The following is a 17,968-nucleotide window of genomic DNA, read 5'->3' on the forward strand; positions in this document are numbered from 1 at the left end:
GCTGACGTCCTCTATTTGTTTTTGTACGAGGATTGGCCCCGTTCACGGTTTTCGGGGATCTGGCCCAGGTGATGATCGCGAAATACGCCGATCATTTACCGCTGTATCGCCAAGAGAAAATCTTCGGGCGTGCCGGCCTTTAATGGGCATGATGCGTATGGACATTCCCCCATTAATCAACATGGAATAGCCAAACATTCCCCCATGAGTCCAGGGCTGATTCCCACTGCAATCTCAAGCAAATCCCACTGCCCGCCAAAGATATGATCACGCTTACGACGTTTAAAGGGTTGATCATTTCATGAGCGTTCCATCAGAAACGACACGGGCATTCATACTTTCCTCGCTGCAAAACATCGGAGTCGCTCAGGACAAGCTCCAAGCCATAAGTCTCGGTGCGGAAATCTACGGTCCGCAGGGGTTATTGGACTCCATACATCTAGTCGGTCTTATTTCAGCGATTGGTGAATGGGTCGATAACTGCGAAGGCAATGCCGAGAGCTTCTTCGATATTCTCGATGATGATCTGTTTGATAACTTTAAAGATATCAATCGAATCGAGTCGCTATTGAATGGAAAATTCGGCCATGTCAGCTTTAGCTCCTGATAGTCAATACATCCACACCGACAAGATCGAAGGCGTGCCCTATCAGCTTCTGGCGGATAAGGTGCCCACGCCTTTCTATGCGTACAGCGCCACGCAGATAAAAACGGACTTTGCCGAGCTTAAACGCACCCTTCCCCAAGGTATCGATTATTTCTATTCCCTCAAGGCCAACCCGAATAAAACGTTGGTTGCTCTACTGCATCAGGCCGGGACGGGTTGCGAAGTCTGTTCCCTGGTGGAACTGGAGATTGCATTGCGCCAGGGTGTGGCCCCCGGCGATATTATTTTCGTCGGGCCGGGCAAGCACATCAATGAATTAACGCAATGCTGCCTCGCCGGCATTAAAGCGGTTGTGGTCGAGTCCATCGAAGAAATGCATTTGCTCAATGATATTGCCGCTGGCCTGGGCGTGGTCCAGAACATTGCACTGCGTATCAACCCCGACTTCACCGGCGAAAAAGCCAAGTTGGTCATGAGCGGCAAGCCCCGGCAATTTGGTATTGACGAACAACTGCTGCCGCAGGCATTTGCTGTTCTCGGGCAGCTTGTGCAACTGCGCCTGGCAGGGATTCATATTTATCTTGGCACCCGTATTCTTGATTGGCAGGCCCTGGCTAACAACACGCAAAACATCCTGGCTCTGGCCGCCACGCTTCAGCAGGACTATGAAATAAACCTCGACTTCGTGGACGTCGGCGGTGGCTTTGGCGTGCGTTATTTTGACAAAGAAAAAGCACTCGACCTGGCCGCCCTGGGCGAGGCACTCCTCCCTGTGGTGGACGACTACCGTCAGCGGTTTCCGCGCTGCAAGATCGTTATCGAGCTGGGCCGCTTCCTGATTGCGCGAGCAGGCATCTTTGTCACACGGGTCAACTACCTCAAGCCTTCCCGTGATGAGTGGTTTGCCGTGTGTGACGGCGGTGCCAACTGCCACGGCAGCGCGGCTGGCATCAATTCCTTGATCCGCCGGAACTTTCCGATGGCGCGTCTTGGCCCGTCCCGGCGCAACGATGATCAGCATCGCTATCAAGTGACCGGTCCCCTGTGCACACCCACTGATTTATTGGGCGAAAACGTCATGCTGGCCGAGCTGCGTTCGGGGGATCTGATCGGTATCGGGCATTCCGGTGCCTATGGCGCCAGCGCATCACCCGTGAGCTTTTTAAGTTTCGGGCATCCGGCAGAAGTACTTGTCGAAAATGACCAGGCTTTTCTGATCCGCACGGCGGACAGCGTAGACACCCTGCTGGCTCCCCAGGTGTACCAATGTTTATCCCTGGCGCACGGTTGAAGGAATCGCTATGTCTCTGGAATTCGCGACTTCTCATATCCTGTGGCGCCAGTTTGAAAGAGAAAACGATGTACCTGCCGTAGACGATGGGCAATTGAACCTAGTGAAAGACTTCGTCAACGCTTTTTTTCGCTCACATGGCCACTCGGGTCAGGCCCAGAACGCTCATGCCCTGCGCTGGTACGCCGCGCAAGGCGTGACGTTCAGGACAATGCTCAAGCAACTGGTCGGGGAGTTGGACAACCAAGCTGTGCTCGATGACCTGGATCTGGTGGTGCTGACCCACTGGACACCGGACGTAGAGGTCGGCTGCTCGGTGACCAATGCCATTATTCATGAGACGGGCGCCCACGACGCCGTCGGTATGGCCATCAGCGATCATGGCCTGAGCAGTACGTTCCTGGCCCTGCAAGTCATCGAGGATTACCTCGGCGATATGAACCATGGCGGCCAGGGGAAAAAGGCTCTGCTGCTGATCGCTGACCAGGATGCCATCCTGTATGACAGCCCTGCCCTGGCCCGTTTAAATCCTGTACCCAGTGCCTGCGTCGTGATGTTGCGCAGCCTGCCAGGCGAACGTGCCGACGGCCAGCCCGCAAGCATTGTGTTCAAGCATTATCAAAAAGTCGCTTTTCCTGGTACGCACCCAGCGCCGGATACCCTGCTCGTCACATTGGATATGTTCACGTCCGAGGAAAATCTTCTACCCCTGCTGATCCTGACCACGCCGTGTTTTGCCGAGCAGTTGCGCCAGAATGCGCAGTGGGCAACTCACCGCATCGAGAGCTGGGATGAGACGCTGCTCTCTTCGGCCCCCTGGGTCCGCATAAAAGAACTTGCGACGAGCAGCCAGCGCATTTTATGGCTGTTGCCGGAGGGCAAACATCTCGTCTGCGCAGGCTTCGTGGCGGAGGTTTGAGCATGTATATCCATACGATAACCAGCCTGGTCGCTACGAATCTCACTCCCCTGCCCGCCCTGGCGGAGAAATATGCCTGGGGTGAGCGCAACAGCAAGATCTTTGGTCGTTTTCATCGGATGGAGTCGGCCAGCCTGTTTGAGCGCGAGGCATTGCCTGAGCTGATCATGCAATTGCTGCAACGATTCCGGGCCGAATGTCCCCCCGCACTGTTCGAGCAAATTGGCTATGTGGCCTGGGCGCATTCTCTGAATGGCCCCAGCCCTTTTGACCTGGTCCCCAGCCTGGCCAGCGACGTGCGTACGTTTCTGGGGTGCCCGCAGATTGAGTTTTTCTCCATCACCCAAGCGTCGTGCGCATCGGCGCTGGTTGGGTTGAAGTTTCTCGGCGCCAAACTCGCTGCGGCACACGCCCGGCAGGATAACGTTTGTGGGTTATTGATCACGGGGGAGAAGTGTTTCCACGACACGGTGCAGTACGCCAATCAAAATGGCTACTTCGGCGAAGCGTTTTGCGCGACCCTGCTCAGCGCGACTCCCTCGCCCGGCGCCTTGCGCCTGAGCGCTGTGCACATCCAGCAACTGGCCGCCTATGGCACGCGCATGCGGGCGACGGATCGCGAACGTGAAAATGCCTATGATCACGCCTTCATCCCCACCATGCTCGAGACCGTACACACCGCACTGCAGCACGCAGGGCTGCGTCCTGAAGAGCTGCGTACGCTGATCCCGTACCACATCAGTCCACCGACCTTCGACAGGATTGCCGACGGCGCCGGCTTTGCCCGGGACATCATTTTCCGTCGTCATCTCTACCAATTGGGACATTGCTTTTGCAGCGACGCGTTCGTCAATTTGAAAAGTCTCCTGACACACCGCGATGACGCCATCGCCGTCGCTCCCATTCTGGCCCTGGCGTCCGGCGTCGCCGGCACTTTTGCAGCCATCGTTCTTGAACTGAATAACGAGGATGAGACATGAGCACGAACCATTTGACCCAGTGGCTGGCGCTGGCTGCGCACCAGTTTCCTGAAAAAACGGCGCTGATCGAGGGTGAACAGGCGGTGACTTGGGCCGCACTCCACCAACGCGTGATCAACACCGCTGCCTACTTGCGCCAGCAACAGGTTGAGCGCGGCGACAGGGTATTGGTATGGCTGCCAAACGGGGTGGATTTCGTCGTCTGCTTCTGGGCAGTGCAATATCTGCAGGCCGTGTTCGTTCCAGTAAATCCGGAGACACCGTTGGCGCGGGTCAGTTGGCTGCTCGACAACGCCGCGTCGCATGTACTGATCACCCAAACCAGTCAGGCTGCGGCGTTGGCAGCGGCACCAGGCAACCCCCGCCTGCAGGTGTTGTTCGATAAAGCATCCGATGCGCAAGAGAGCGGTTCGTCACTCCTCTCTCTGCAACAGATAGCGACACAGGATCTGGCAACGCCGCTGCCTGTGCAAGGCGCGTTGGATATCGACCTGGCGTGCCTGATCTACACCTCGGGCTCCACAGGCGATCCCAAAGGGGTCATGTTGACCCAGCGCAATATGCTCAGCGCGGCGGACTCTGTCGCCACTTACTTGCAATTGGCGCAAAGCGACCGGATTTTCTGCACGATTCCCATGAGCTTCGACTACGGGCTGTATCAAGCGATCATGACCGCCAAAGTTGGCGCAACGCTGATTATCGAGAAGGATTTCAGCCGCCCGCTTTTTGCCCTTAAACAGCTGGTCAAGCACAAAGCCACCGTGCTGCCGATCGTCCCGACACTGCTGACGCTCATTGCACCATTGGCCAAGCGCTATGACTTCTCCTCCCTGCGCAAAATCACCAACACCGCGGCGGCCCTGCACTCCAGCGACATCGACCTGCTGCTTTCGCTCTTCCCTCAGGCCGAGATTTTCTCGATGTACGGGCTGACCGAATGCCACCGCTGTACCTGGCTGCCCCCTGCGCTGCTGGCCAAACACAAAGACAGCGTGGGCTACGCCATCCCGAACACCGAACTCTGGGTCGTGGACGATGACGGCGTGGCACATCGCAGCAACGCCACCGGTGAATTGGTAATCCGCGGCGCTACGGTGATGCGCGGCTATTGGCGCAACCCGGAGCAGACCGCGAAAAAGTTGCGGCCGGGCCCACTGCCTGGCGAGTCGGTTCTATACACCGGCGACGTGTGCCGGCTGGATGAGCAGGGCTTGCTTTATTTCTTGTCGCGCAAGGATGACATGCTCAAGACCCATGGCGAAAAAGTCGCCCCCAGGGAAGTCGAGGGTGTGCTCAAACGAATCCCGGGCGTGTTGCAGGTCGCTGTCATTGGCGTCCCTCACCCTATTCATGGCGATGAGATCGTGGCCTGCATCGAATGCGTCGAGCCCTTGGACATCGCGCCGCTCAAAGCCTTTTGCCAGGCCCATCTTGAAGCCTATAAACGGCCACACCGCTACTACTTCAGTGATGCGTTACCCAAAAACAACAATGGGAAAGTTGACCGCGGCCAATTAGCCATTCTCCTGCCGCGCCAGGATAAAAACCTCAACGTCGGGTGCACACAACACACAGGGAGTCATCATGCATACGTCCACCATCATTGAAGCCATTGGACTGGTTCTGGAGACGTCGAATCTCTCGGAACTGAACGCCCGAACCCATCTTGAGCGTGACCTGGGATTTGAAAGCGGCCTGTATATCGAACTGATCATGTACCTTGAGGAGCGCATCGAGGACCTGGTACTCGACCCTGCCACGCTGGAGTTCCAGCACTTCGAAACCGTGGGCAGTTTGTCGAACTTCATTGAGCTGCAGCTCGCCAACCGGGCGGCGTGAATGGACGCCTGGTCTGAGCTCATCACCGTGTTCATGCGCTTTGAGGATCAGGCGCAGACCGCCTGGTGCCACCACTCACGGACGTACAGCTATGGCGCGCTCAGCCAGCGTGCGCAGGCGATCGCCGTCGAGATAGTCCGTCAGCAGTCTGTCAGCGAAGGTCCCCTGGCGCCGGTGCTGGTTTATGGCCACAAGTCCTTCGACTTCCTGGCGGCCTGGTGGGCCTGCATTCTGTGTGGTTGTCCGATTGTGCCGGTTGAATCCGATAACGCTCCCGAGCGTCTGGAGCGTATTGTCCAGACGGTCGGTGCACGCTTGATCCTGAACACCGACGTGCTCCCCCTGTTCGTCGCGAATGCCAAGACCATTGCCCTCGCCGCCCTACCCTGGCAGCGCCATGAAGACGGCGCACTGCAAACTTTACTGGAGGCAACCCGGAGGCGGTTCGACAACGCGAGCGCAATCCCGTTGGCGTACATCATGTTTTCCTCGGGCACCACCGGAGAGCCCAAGGGCATTCAAATCAGCCTGTCCAATCTGGTCGATTTCCTGGCCTGGATACGCCGCGACTTTGCGCTGGACGGGGCTATCACCGGAAATGTGCGGTACTGCTTCGATGTTTCGCTGTTTGAAATCTGGCTCGCCTGGCAGTTTCTGCAACCCCTGTCGGTGCTCGATCATCGCGATTTGATCAACACCCGCAAGGTGATCGCCCAACACGCGCAAATGGCACTGACCTGCTGGGTCTCCACACCGTCGATGGTCCGTCTCTACCTGCTGGACCCGACCTTCAATGCCCAGGCACTGACGCACTTGCAGCGCTTCATCTTTTGCGGTGAAACGCTGCCCAAAGCGATCGTTACCCAGTTATGGGCGCGTTTTCCAGGCTGCCAAGTAATCAATACATACGGCCCTACCGAATGTACCGTGGCGGTTTCACAGGTGGTGATCACCCCGGACATGCTGGCTTCGCCCCTGCCCTTGCCGATAGGCAACGCCAGGCCGGGAGCGGCGCTGCGCCTGGCCGACCCCGTGGACGCCTCCGGCCGGGGGCAACTGCTGATCAGTGGTGAGTGCGTCGGCCCGGGCTATCTCAATGCGGCGCCTGCGCGTCAGGCCAGTTTCAGCCGGCAGGATGGACAAGCCACCTACGCCACGGGTGATATCGGTCTGTTCGACGGCACCTGGTACTACTTCCTGGGGCGCGAAGATGGCGAGGTCAAAATCCAGGGACACCGCATTGACCTGCATGAAATCGAACACTTCCTGCGCGACCGTAACCTGGTCGTTGACGTGGTGGTCGAACCCTATTGGCGCAAGGGCAATGCCGAGGCGATCCAGGCCTGCGTGATCCTCAATGCAGGTTGCGAGTTGTCGCAGCTTGGCAACGCCATGCAGGCCCACTTCCCCCCGTGGGCTATCCCGCGTTATTGGTACAGCACCCCCCGCACCGTACTGAATCATAACGGCAAACTGGATCGTTCAGTCGCCCGGCAACTGGCTATGGATAAAGGAGAGAAGTATGTTTTCATCGCAAATCAAACCACTGTTTGAGCGGTTGAAATATCAGGACAGCGCGATCGCGTTGATCAACCAGGAAGGTATCTACAGCTTTGCCGAACTGGGCCTGCGCACCGCTGCGATTACCCGATTGCTAGCGCCATGGGCGGGCCGTAACGTACTGGTTCACGGCCATAAGCAACTGGATGCCGTGGCCGCGATGCTTGCCTGCATCAGCCAGGGATGCTGCTTTACTTTTGTCGATCAATCCAACCCTGTTGCGCGGGTTGAAAAGATTGCCAGCCTGATCCGCGCCGAACTGATCCTCACGGCCACGACACACCCGCTGGAGGGGCTGGACCGCTGGCCGCAACGGGTCCTGCCGACCCTGGAAAATGGCGACCCGGCCTCGTTGCCACTCGAACCGCAATTGACTCAGCCAGCGTTCTATATCCTCCCGACGTCGGGCAGTACCGGTGAGCCAAAGGGCGTTATCGTCAGCTATGAGAACTTCGCCGCTTTCTCGAGCTGGTACAGCCCGCTGATTGCTGACGGCATCTCTCACGGATGCCATGTGAGCCATGCCTGCTTCTCTTTCGACATGGGCCTGCTGGATCTCTTCCCGGTGCTCAGCCAAGGTCGAGCCTTACTGATGCTGGACCATCGGCATAACATGCTGCCCCGACAAAATATCCGCCTGATGTCGCGTCACTCGCAGTGCCCGGTCACCAGTTGGTTCTCCACACCGAGCTTTATCGATTTGATGCTGAAGGATCCGTTGTTCAGTCGAGAGCAGTTTCCAGATCTGAAGCGATTCTTCATGGCTGGCGAGCGCGCCGCGCTGGGCTTGGTGCACCAGTTGCAGGCGCGCTTTCCGGGCCTGGAGGTGATGCATGGTTATGGCCCGACCGAAACCACCGGCATGACCCATACCTTCGAGCTCGGCCAGCCGCCCGAACACAGCGCGGGCCTGCTGTCCCTTGGTCCGGTTTGCGGGTTGACCCGGATCAGGATTGTCGATGCCGATGGCGACAGCGTGCCACCTGGCGAAATGGGCGAGGTGCGCTTGTACGGCCCACAAGTCGCATTGGGTTATCAGCCTGAAGACGACCCGCGTAACGACGCCTTCGGTCAAGACGAGTTCGGACGTTACTACGCCACTGGCGACCGTGGGTTCATGGACGAAAATCAATCTCTGTTCATCCACGGTCGGGATGACAACCAACTGAAGTTGCACGGTAATCGGGTCGAACTGGCTGAAATTGAAAGCAGCGTGTGTCGCTATGTGGAGGTCATCCAGTGTTGCGCGGTGCCGATAAAGGACGACGGCAAGGTCATCGACCTGCAACTTTTCGTTCAATTGCGCGAGGACAATGCGACCCACCGCGAAGCGCTGCGCCGCTTCCTGGCAGAACAGTTACCCGCCTACATGATCCCGAAATCCATGTACTTCTGTCAGACCTTCCCCGTGACGCTGCATGGAAAGATCGACCGCCAGCAACTGGTGCAACAACACAAAGCGCTGTCAGCCGCGACTTGATGGCTATCTGCAAGCACATATAAAAAACGGTTCGTCATGACAGTGACAATGCCCGTTACTTTGTGCACCGGCGCCAGACGGGTGCCAGCGTAAAACGTGTTCCTCGAGAAAAAGGCGGCGCGATGCGTTTCAGTCATGTTGGTTATGTGGTTTGCGACAGCGATGCAACCGCTGTCGCAGTTAAACCGTTTTTCCCCGTTATCGTCCGATACAAAGAATATGTGGCCGCACAAAAAGTGTTCATCACGCTGCTGGCGACGGCTGAAGGGAACAGCCAGATAGAGTTGGTAGAACCGCTGGAAAACAATCTCCCCTTGCGCGAGTTGTTGGCTAAATCCGGCAAGTCGTCGCTGCCCTACCATATCTGCTTCGAAGTCGGTGACTTTGACGAGCAACTCAAGACGATGAAGGCCACGGGTTGGATCGTATTGACCCGGCCTTTCAATGCTTTCGATGTCAATCACCGTTCCAGCCACCTCTATCACCCTGACGCCGGGGTTATCGAAATCATGTCAGGCCCGCTATGAGTCAACTCTACGATGATGCTTTCGCCGGACGATCTTGCCCGCTGGGCTCCGACGCCCAGCAGATTGCCGACCAACTGCGCAACTTCGGCGATACACGACAGGTCTTGGGCCAGTGGTCGTTCGCCCCGGCCATGAATCATCTTGGCGTGCCACCGCGGTACCTGGACACAGCCAGTCACCAGGTGACCAGCCTGGCCGCGCGCTATGAGCTTTATGAACAGGTGGGTTTCGTTTCCCCGGCGCTGATGTTCAGTGCGCCGGGCCCGAGCATGTCGGCCTATGTCGTCGCCGGGCTGGGTAACGAACAGCAGCAGGATGCCTTCTTCGGCCAGTTTCTAGAGACATTGCGCTGGTCGTGCTTCGCAATGACTGAACCGGCGCGGGGAAGCGATGCCGGTGCCATGCAAACCACAGCGACGCGGGTTGACGGTGGGTACCTCATTTCTGGGCAAAAGATGTTTATCGGAAACGGAGTGGTCGCCGAAACCGGTGTGCTGTTTGCGCGTACCGCACCGGGTCAATTGGGTATCAACGCTTTTCTATTTTCGCCGCAAAACCCGGCCATCACCCGTCAACGCCTGGCATTGACCGGGCTTGAAGGCACAAACCTGGCGCATATGCAGTTCAACGACATGTTTATCCCAACCGCGGATGTACTCGGACTGCATTTAAAACCGACCCAGCGTTTTGCGCGGTCGGCGATGGCCACATTCGATGCGCTGCGCCCCTGCGTGGGCGCCCTGGCACTGGGCGTGGCGCGACGCGCATTGCACGAGTGGCAAGCTTGCGTCACGCCTGACCCGGCGCAACGGCAACAATTGTCGCGACTGAAGCGGCGCTGGCAGACCGCTTACCACGAGGCGTTGACGCTCTGTCAGCAGGCGGATAAGCAGCAGACCCCGGCCAAAAGCCCCGGCATGGTGAAGACCACCAGCGTGATGATTGCCGAGGAGATTGTCAGTCAACTGATCCATGCCTTCCCTGCAGACCAAGGGCCTTTACCGACCGGCCTATGGCAGGCGTTTCGTGATGTAAAGGCCTTTGAATACACCGAGGGAACGCGACAGATCCATCGATTGGGCCAGAGTTTTTCACCCCGACCAGCCAGCCAGGAGTGCCGATGACCATTGCCCTTCTGACACAGGGTCAACTGAGTATCGTCAGTACCTGTGAAGCCATTGTTCCTGACAGCCGACATTTTATTACCACGCAGCCACCGCTGACCCAAACCCACTGGTATCAGCACTGGCCACAAGACGATTGCGGCGAGCGCCTGCACGCCAGGGCCGCTGTGGAACTGTGTCGCAGCGTCGGCAGCGAGCCTCATCCCACACAGCTGGTCTACGACAGTCTTTACCCCCCGGCACGCGGCGCCACTCCCCTGCTGCAAAGCCTGTTATCGCAATGCCCGGCGTTCATCGAGACCTGGGGCATCTGCAGTGGGCAATTCGATCCGGGGTACGCAGGTTCGCTGGCAAACCAGCTGCTGCAACCCGGGCAACGTCTGCTTTACCTATATGACCCACTGCAGCGCCTCAATGGTGATCCCGCGCCCCAACAGCTGACGCTGCACTACCTGATTTTTTCCGCACAACCCTTGGGGGTGTGAATGGATACCCAGCTTGCGTCCCTGATCGAGCGCCTGGCACAGCCTTGCGTGATGCCGATGCGTACGGCCGAGTCGCACCAACTGGCAACCCTGAAAACCGAGGTGATAACCTGCGGCCCCTATCGCAGCCGAGTGCTGATCAAGGAGCAGCAGGATCCACACGCCAAAAGCGCGCTGTTGCTGCACGGCTGGGGTGGTCATCCCATGATGCTGTACGAGGCGCAAACGTTATTGCACGCCCGCGGATACAGGGTCTACACGCCCTTCCTGCTGGGCCATGATCCTCACTTCCCTGCCGGATGCGATTTGCCCGGGCAAAGCCCGTTATTGTTGGCGATGCAGGCCACCTACGGCCCGTTCGATAGCGTGGTGGCCCATTCGGCCGGCGGGATTATCACGGCGATGGCCCACTGGTTGGGTTTCACCCTGGACCGGGTTGCATTGCTTTGCGCCCCGGCCTCACTGTCCAGCCTGTTGCAGCACTCCCTCGCGCAGCTGCGGGTACCGGCACAGTACTTGCCGCAGCTCAGGGCCTATTACCAAAGCCGCTACCCCCTGCCGGCCGCCTTGCAAACCGCGCAGCCCTACGCGTTACGCGGGGCGCGTGCGCTCATTCTGCATGGTACACAGGACCAGCGAGTCGACCCTACCGACGCCAGGCAAATCCAGGCGCAATGGCCGGACAGCCAGTTGCATATGATCGAAGGCACAGGTCACCTGGGCATTCTTTCGCATCCCCATACCCAACAGGCGCTGGCCAGGTTTCTCTGTGCTCAAAACGCCGACCATGCAAAAAGGAATCATCATGTTGGGGCATATTGAATCTATCACCCTGCACATCCCTGAGCAGCGCAAGTCACTGGCCGAGGCCGCCCTCTCCCTTGGGCTGAGTGCGCTGGACGTCAGGATGTTTTCGAGGTTCTACGGCCTGGAAAGCTTCCCGCGTCAACCTGGCACGGTAGATGACCTGATACGTGCGCTCCTGGAGCAATTCGTCGCGGCTCATCCTGATATCGTCACGCGCATCCGGCATGTGGTGCATGCGCACACCGTACCGACCCTGCGCCCTTTTCACGAGACAGGCAGGACACTGCTCGACGCCTGCGGATTTGCCGACGACACCGAGTACTGCAGCCTGACGATGGGCCACTGTGCAACCTCGTTGCCTGCCGTAGAGTACGCATGCAGCCGCCTCAGGGACGGGGAATATGCTCTGTTGCTGGTCGGTGAAAAGGCCTTTCATCCAAAGGTAGAGCTGCTCGATGACACCACCATCATGGGGGAAGCCGCCTGCGCCGTGCTGCTCAGCCGGTCGGGAGCGCACGCCCAGGTCACGGCCCGGTACAGCGTGCAAGCCGGTGAATTCAGTGAGCAAAAGGGGAATGAGCCGAAAACCAACCCGGCATTCGCCGAGGCCTATTTCGGGTTTGTCTGCAATGCCATGCGCAGCGCCATGCAATATTTCGATTGCGCCCCGCACGCCCTGGACTGGATAGCCCCGCATAACGTCAACCTGTCCTCCTGGCAAAAAATCGCCGATGAGCTCGAGATCCCCCGTAGCAGGATTTTTCTACAGAATGTGCCCCGCTATGGCCACTGTTTCGGTGCTGACCCCTACCTCAACCTGGCCGCGCTTATCCGGGATCAACAGCTTTCTCCCGGCGATAAGGTCATGCTGGTCAGCGTCGGCATGGGCGCGACCTTTTCTTCACTGTTGCTTGAATTGCCCGCAGGCAATGAAATCCCGGTCTTTTGCAACCTCAAGCAATACCCGGATTCGAGGCCGAATAAAGTGAGTGCCTAGGGTTTGTACGAAAAGTCGCGCAGGTACTTTTCGTACAAACCCAGTTCTTCCTCTACGTGAACGCAACCACCCATGAGCGATATCACCCGCTGCTATCCACAACTTTATGCGCTGTCGGAGCGACTTCTTGCTGCCGGACAGCTCGCGGAACACAACCTCGTCCAGGCGATTGCCTATCTGGATCACCCGGAGCTCCACAGCCTGGCCTGTATTGGCATCCCCTCACGGTTCAATCCGTGGGAAACGCCGGCATTTTCCAATGTCAGCTATGCCCGGCACCTGCAAATCATCGAGTACCTGAGCCGAACGGACGCCAGCGCCATGATGCTCTTGCCCGGCGCGTCCCTCAGCACTCGCGCCGTCCTGACCCTGGGTGATGAGTCGCAACAGGCGCGTTTTTTTGCCTGCTTTGCCGAGCGCCCTGCCTGGACATTCTTTGCCGTCACGGAGCCCGAGATCGGTTCCGATGCCGGCGCTATCTCCACTGAACTCTCGCACGGAGAACAGGGCTGGCGGCTCAATGGCACCAAGATGCTCATCGGGGGCGCCCTGCTGGCGAGCGCCGGTCTTGTGTTTGCGCGTTATCAACACAGTCGGCGATTGGTGATGGTCTTCCCGGATGACACCGAGCCGACTTTGCAGCGTGAGTCATTGGACACAGTCGGCTTGGCCGGTGCCGGGCTGTCGCGCCTGACGTTCAAGGATCACTGCGTAAAGGAAGAAGACATCCTGGGGCATGAGCGCCGCGAACTGCTCCAGGGCCTCAACGCCCTGAGTCAGGTATTCGAACGTCATCGTCCCATGGTGGCGGCCATGGCATTGGGCACGACGTTCGGCCTGCTCACCGCCCTCGACATCCGCCTCTTGCCAACCGAGGCGCGACGCTGGGTCGGCCGGCAATGGCGAAAATATCACGCGATCTATCAACAGATGCTTACCGTGGCCGAGGGCTACAGCAACGGCCGGCACCAGTATGCCCTCACCAGTCAGCTCAAACGCAATGCCACCCGCCTGGTCGAGGAAACGGCGTGCCAGTTGCCCCATTTGCTGGACCGCGACGACTGGCTGGACGATCGCCTACTGCGCAAGCGCTATCGCGACAGTTTTTCGTTCGAATACATGGAAGGCACCAGCAATGTCCATCTGCTCAATAGCTTCCGCGTGCCTGCAGCCCAAGGGATAAGCCTGTGACACTCTGCCTCGATCCTACCGATATCGTGTTCCAATCGTTTGATCACACCGAATTGCCCCAACCCGAGTGGGACACGGATATTCCGCACTGGCGTTCTTATGCGCAGCACCTCTTCCAGGCCAATGGAGAGACACTCAGCCTGCAGCACGATCAAGTGCAGGCATGGGTCACCAGCTCGGAGCGTGCCTCCTTCAGCGACATGATCACCGCGCTGTTGCCCCGGCTGGCGGCGGTCATCGAACCTGGGCGAGTGAAAACAGTGCTGATGGCGCATTGGACGCCAGACCTGCACATGGGCAGTTCGGTGGTGAATGCGGCCATCCATCAATTGGGGCTTTCCGCCTGCCTGGCATTGGCCATCAGCGACCGCGGACCGGATGCTGGCCTGTTCGCGTTGGACGGCCTCAATGACTGCCTGGCCGGTAAGGACGAGGATGGTCTCTTACTGATCGCCGAGCAGAAGAACCTGATGTACTTCTCACCGTTGATGGCGGCTCTGCAACCGGAAAATAACGCCTGCGTGTGCCTGCTGAACAAGCAGCAACGCGGGTTGCGCTATCGCGGGTTCAGACGGACACCCGTCGATCAATGGTCCAGTGAGTCACTCCTGCACGCGGTCGAGCAACTGGGACTGGCCAAGGAGCGCCTGGTCCTGATTGGCCCGGCCCGGTTACTGGAGGTCGCGCCTGTCGGCACCCAGTCGTTCGCCGTCAACCCCCATTTGCTGTGCGCAGCGCCTTTCGTTGCCCTGCGCACCCTCTGGCAGCCGCAATGCGATTATCTGTTGATCAGCGAAAACGACAACGGAATCAGCCTGTGCGGGCTTGCCGCCGAGGAAGGTCCACGATGAACATCGCTTCGCTGGCTACTTATATTCCACCCACCAGGGTGCACATCGACCAGATTGTCGCTCACCGTGGCGGGAGTCCGTCGGAGGCCCGTACATTTACCCAACTGTTCGGTATGCGGGAGGCGTCAACCCTGGCAAATGAGGAAAGCGCCGAAGGCTGTTTTCATGCCGCCCTGCAACAATTGGGTGAAAGCCTGGATGACGGCGAGAAAATCGACGCGCTCATACTGGTCCAGGGCCTGCCCGCTCGATCCTCGCGCCAAAGCGTCAACCTGTCGGCCCTGCGCCAACAGTCCCGCTTTGTCACGGCGGACGCGTCCCTGCTGACCCTCAACCAACAGAACTGCGCCACTGTCTTCTGGGGATTACGCCTGGCCGAACGATTGCTGGCGAGCGGCAAGCACCGCTGCGTAGCACTGCTGGTGGGCGACACACTGGCTGACTTCGATCTGGCCGAGCGCTACATCCCAGGCTGCACGTTAATCGGCGACGCCTTCGTGGCCGCCCTGCTCAAGCCCGGTGGCGGTCAACGCAGGGTGTCGGGCATCCAATGCTTCTATCATCCCGGGTTCTGGCAAGGGCTGGATGGCAGCCGTGAGGACACCAAGCGCTTCTACCAGTCCCACAACCACCTGGTTACGCACGCGCTGGGACACTACCCCGAGGATCTGCGCAAGCAGGCCTGGCTGCTACCGCACAATATCAACCGCCTCAGTTGGCAGACCTGGCTGCGGCTTCCAGACAACCGTCATCAACAGGTCGCCACGGACCTGCTGAGCCAGTGCGGGCATTGCTTCAGCGCGGATCCCCTGCTACTGCTCGATCGCTATTCTCCTCAAGAGACCGGACGCCCTGCCCTGCTGCTGTCGGTGGGCCTGGGCGGCTGGGTAGGCTGCGCCGCCATCACTTCAGACACCTCCGTGGAGGCAGCCCATGCTCAATAACCCCAGCGCTATTGCGACCGTCAAGCCGTCCGCCGCCAAGTATGCGCAGTTGGGCTTCCTGAAAATTGCCGAAAGTGCCTGTCGCCAGCACGGGGATAAAGTCTGGATCGGTGAACAAGAGCATGCTGTGTTGTTGCTGGCCGGCGCTCGACATCTGCGGTTCTTTCTCGAGAACGAAAGCAGCTTTCACAAGGAACTCGACAATGGCGCTTCAGTCAGGCGTTTACTGCTGGGCCAATCGCTGATCACCGCGCGTGAAGGTGAAGAATGGCACCTGGCTAGAAAGCTGACGACACCGCTGGTCAATCCAAAATCAGCACTGCTGAAACAGGGCACCCGACTCTCCGCCCAGTGGCTGGTCGACACGCTCCACGCCCCGGAAAAAAACTCAATGCAGGAAATCTGCCTGCAATGGGCGCTGATGTGCGTCGCGCAAGGCTTCGTCGGCGCAAGGCTTGGCTATCAACAGCTTGATGAGCTGATCAATCACTTCCGCCGGATCTACCTGCAACTGATTGTCGCTGAGCCAACCGAAGATTACGCCGTGTTAAGCCAACACCCTGCCCTCGTCATGTTCCGTGAGGCGCTGGAATCGATGATCGGGCCGTTGGTGACGAGCGCGAATGCGGATGCGGGCGATGGGGATGTCGACATGTTGGTGCGCTTTTGCCAGGCGCTGGATGTCAGCGCCCACCCTCAGGAGCGCGAACGGGCGATCAGCCTGTTGCTGGGTAACCTGGTCGCCAGCGTGGATAACACCGGGATCGCGCTGTTGTGGTGCCTGGCTCACCTGTCACAGCATCCCCATTATCAGGATCAGGTCCGGGAAGAATCCCGCCAGGGCAAGCGCGACATGGCCATCGCCATCGTCAAGGAATCGCTGCGTATCACGCCGGTGACAGCCTTCTTCGAGCGCGGCACCCTGGATCCGCTGGAGATCGACGGCGTGGAGATTGCGGCCGGTACCAAAGTATTGTTTTCCCCCTGGTTGGTGCATCGCAATGCCGCCTATTGGCCCGAACCCCTGAGCTTCAGGCCCGAGCGTTTTCTTGAAGGCCGGAAAATTCCACGCGAGCACTTTGTGCCCTTCAGCATGGGTAAGCGTAACTGCGTGGGCATGGCGCTCGCACTCGACCAACTCACGACGGCCGTTGAAGCACTGTGCAGCCATTGTCGTTTCTCCCTGGCGCCGTCGACCGCACCCGCGGCACTCACGCCGCTGTATGGGCTGAATGTAATGCCCAGAGGGCCCATTTGCTTCACCATCGAATCCGTTGACAGGGTCAGCCAGCATGAATGCATCGCCTAACGTGGCGGGAGATGCCATCCCGCAACTCAGTGTGTTTTGTTTTTCGGACGTGGCTCGAGACAGCTTTGCCGAAAAGTATGAACAGTTACTGAGTACCGCCAGGCTGGCGGATGAACTCAACTTTCACGCGATCTGGACGCCCGAGCGTCATTTCCACACGTTCGGCGGGATGTTTCCCAATCCTTCCGTCATCAGCGCCGCACTGGCCGCCAGTACCCGGCGTATAGCGATCCGTGCAGGCAGCGTGGTGCTCCCCTTGCACGATCCGCTGCGCGTCGCTGAAGAATGGGCGCTGGTGGATAATCTTTCTCGTGGCCGGGTCGGCATCGCGTTCTCTGCGGGCTGGCAACGTAACGATTTTGTGCTCAACGCGCAGAATTACCGCCAACGTCATGAGGTGCTGTTTTCTTCCCTGGAGCAGATCCAGTCGTTGTGGCGGGGTGAATCCGTGACGCGTCATGATCTTTCCCTGCCAGGACATCCGGAACCGGTGACGTTGCAAACCTGGCCACCCGCCTATCAAGACACAATTGGCGTTTGGATCACGACGGGGAGCAATCCCTTGTTGTTCAGCGAGGCCGGAAAACGCGGCCTGAACGTATTGACCCATTTGATTGCGCAAACCCGTGAACAATTGCAGGAAAACTGCGCCAGCTATCGCCTTGCACGCCAGGCTGCCGGGTTGGACCCAGCGGCCGGCAAAATCACGCTGATGATGCATACCCAGGCCGGAGAGGACCGGCAAGCGCTGCTGCCACGTTTGCGGCCGGCCCTCACCGGCTACCTGCAAGCGTTCATGCAGTTGTCTGAAAACCTCCATGAACCCTCTACGCTGGCTCGGGAGGCCAGTGATAAGAAGCGGGCCTACACACTCAAGCTGGGGGTGGAAAAGTACCTCAGCCACTACGGTTTGTTTGGCTCTGCCGCAGAGTGCCTGGAGCAGTTGAGGCAGCTCAAGCGTGAGGGCATCGATGAAGTGGCCGGGCTAGTGGACTTTGGGATGTCTCAGGACAGCGTGGAAACAACGCTGCGTACACTCGCGACATTACTGTGAAAT

The 17,968-nt window shown here is 58.7% G+C and carries 18 protein-coding genes and 1 pseudogene; all 19 read left to right on the forward strand.

Annotated features, from left to right (window positions below; all coding sequences use genetic code 11):
* Positions 1-53: 53 nt before the first annotated feature.
* Positions 54-140: pseudogene (locus N4Q37_RS04290) on the forward strand (IS66 family transposase); the annotation flags it as partial.
* Positions 141-301: 161 nt separating this feature from the next.
* Positions 302-607 carry a hypothetical protein gene (locus N4Q37_RS04295; protein WP_260955659.1) on the forward strand — a complete coding sequence of 102 codons (306 nt, stop codon included), beginning with the start codon at positions 302-304 and terminating at the stop codon, positions 605-607.
* Positions 588-1,898 carry a diaminopimelate decarboxylase gene (locus N4Q37_RS04300; protein ID WP_260955660.1) on the forward strand — a complete coding sequence of 437 codons (1,311 nt, stop codon included), beginning with the start codon at positions 588-590 and terminating at the stop codon, positions 1,896-1,898. The genes N4Q37_RS04295 and N4Q37_RS04300 overlap by 20 nt, the downstream gene beginning before the upstream one ends.
* Before the next feature lie 10 nt (positions 1,899-1,908).
* The gene (locus N4Q37_RS04305) at positions 1,909-2,817 is read left to right on the forward strand and encodes a hypothetical protein (protein WP_260955661.1); all 909 of its coding nucleotides are present in this window, start codon (positions 1,909-1,911) and stop codon (positions 2,815-2,817) included.
* Between the two features lie 2 nt (positions 2,818-2,819).
* The gene (locus tag N4Q37_RS04310) at positions 2,820-3,797 is read left to right on the forward strand and encodes a 3-oxoacyl-ACP synthase (protein ID WP_260955662.1); all 978 of its coding nucleotides are present in this window, start codon (positions 2,820-2,822) and stop codon (positions 3,795-3,797) included.
* Complete coding sequence (locus N4Q37_RS04315) at positions 3,794-5,404, forward strand: class I adenylate-forming enzyme family protein (RefSeq protein WP_260955663.1); 1,611 nt, start codon at positions 3,794-3,796, stop codon at positions 5,402-5,404. Before N4Q37_RS04310 ends, N4Q37_RS04315 begins: the two co-directional genes overlap by 4 nt.
* Complete coding sequence (locus N4Q37_RS04320; RefSeq protein WP_260955664.1) at positions 5,382-5,636, forward strand: phosphopantetheine-binding protein; 255 nt, start codon at positions 5,382-5,384, stop codon at positions 5,634-5,636. The genes N4Q37_RS04315 and N4Q37_RS04320 overlap by 23 nt, the downstream gene beginning before the upstream one ends.
* Positions 5,637-7,190 carry an AMP-binding protein gene (locus tag N4Q37_RS04325; protein ID WP_260955665.1) on the forward strand — a complete coding sequence of 518 codons (1,554 nt, stop codon included), beginning with the start codon at positions 5,637-5,639 and terminating at the stop codon, positions 7,188-7,190.
* The gene (locus N4Q37_RS04330; protein WP_260955666.1) at positions 7,159-8,676 is read left to right on the forward strand and encodes an AMP-binding protein; all 1,518 of its coding nucleotides are present in this window, start codon (positions 7,159-7,161) and stop codon (positions 8,674-8,676) included. The genes N4Q37_RS04325 and N4Q37_RS04330 overlap by 32 nt, the downstream gene beginning before the upstream one ends.
* Before the next feature lie 122 nt (positions 8,677-8,798).
* The gene (locus N4Q37_RS04335; protein WP_260955667.1) at positions 8,799-9,203 is read left to right on the forward strand and encodes a VOC family protein; all 405 of its coding nucleotides are present in this window, start codon (positions 8,799-8,801) and stop codon (positions 9,201-9,203) included.
* Positions 9,200-10,327, forward strand: a complete 1,128-nt coding sequence (locus N4Q37_RS04340) for an acyl-CoA dehydrogenase family protein (RefSeq protein WP_260955668.1) — start codon at positions 9,200-9,202, stop codon at positions 10,325-10,327. The genes N4Q37_RS04335 and N4Q37_RS04340 overlap by 4 nt, the downstream gene beginning before the upstream one ends.
* Positions 10,324-10,812 (forward strand): hypothetical protein, encoded by a 489-nt coding sequence (locus N4Q37_RS04345; protein ID WP_260955669.1) that lies wholly within the window; start codon positions 10,324-10,326, stop codon positions 10,810-10,812. The genes N4Q37_RS04340 and N4Q37_RS04345 overlap by 4 nt, the downstream gene beginning before the upstream one ends.
* The gene (locus tag N4Q37_RS04350; RefSeq protein ID WP_260955670.1) at positions 10,813-11,634 is read left to right on the forward strand and encodes an alpha/beta fold hydrolase; all 822 of its coding nucleotides are present in this window, start codon (positions 10,813-10,815) and stop codon (positions 11,632-11,634) included. It abuts the gene before it with no gap.
* Positions 11,600-12,616, forward strand: coding sequence for a 3-oxoacyl-[acyl-carrier-protein] synthase III C-terminal domain-containing protein (locus N4Q37_RS04355; protein WP_260955671.1), 1,017 nt, complete (start codon positions 11,600-11,602; stop codon positions 12,614-12,616). Before N4Q37_RS04350 ends, N4Q37_RS04355 begins: the two co-directional genes overlap by 35 nt.
* 72 nt (positions 12,617-12,688) lie before the next feature.
* Positions 12,689-13,807, forward strand: coding sequence for an acyl-CoA dehydrogenase family protein (locus N4Q37_RS04360; protein WP_260955672.1), 1,119 nt, complete (start codon positions 12,689-12,691; stop codon positions 13,805-13,807).
* Positions 13,804-14,658: a hypothetical protein gene (locus tag N4Q37_RS04365; protein ID WP_260955673.1), complete on the forward strand. Its 855-nt coding sequence runs from the start codon at positions 13,804-13,806 to the stop codon at positions 14,656-14,658. The genes N4Q37_RS04360 and N4Q37_RS04365 overlap by 4 nt, the downstream gene beginning before the upstream one ends.
* A complete protein-coding gene (locus N4Q37_RS04370) occupies positions 14,655-15,602 on the forward strand; it encodes a 3-oxoacyl-[acyl-carrier-protein] synthase III C-terminal domain-containing protein (protein WP_260955674.1) in 948 nt (315 codons plus the stop codon). The genes N4Q37_RS04365 and N4Q37_RS04370 overlap by 4 nt, the downstream gene beginning before the upstream one ends.
* Positions 15,592-16,911: a cytochrome P450 gene (locus N4Q37_RS04375; RefSeq protein WP_260955675.1), complete on the forward strand. Its 1,320-nt coding sequence runs from the start codon at positions 15,592-15,594 to the stop codon at positions 16,909-16,911. The genes N4Q37_RS04370 and N4Q37_RS04375 overlap by 11 nt, the downstream gene beginning before the upstream one ends.
* On the forward strand, positions 16,895-17,965 hold the full coding sequence (locus N4Q37_RS04380; protein ID WP_260955676.1) for a MupA/Atu3671 family FMN-dependent luciferase-like monooxygenase: 1,071 nt from the start codon (positions 16,895-16,897) through the stop codon (positions 17,963-17,965). The genes N4Q37_RS04375 and N4Q37_RS04380 overlap by 17 nt, the downstream gene beginning before the upstream one ends.
* Positions 17,966-17,968: the final 3 nt, after the last annotated feature.

This window comes from Pseudomonas citri, from assembly GCF_025336485.1.
Lineage (GTDB): Bacteria > Pseudomonadota > Gammaproteobacteria > Pseudomonadales > Pseudomonadaceae > Aquipseudomonas > Aquipseudomonas citri.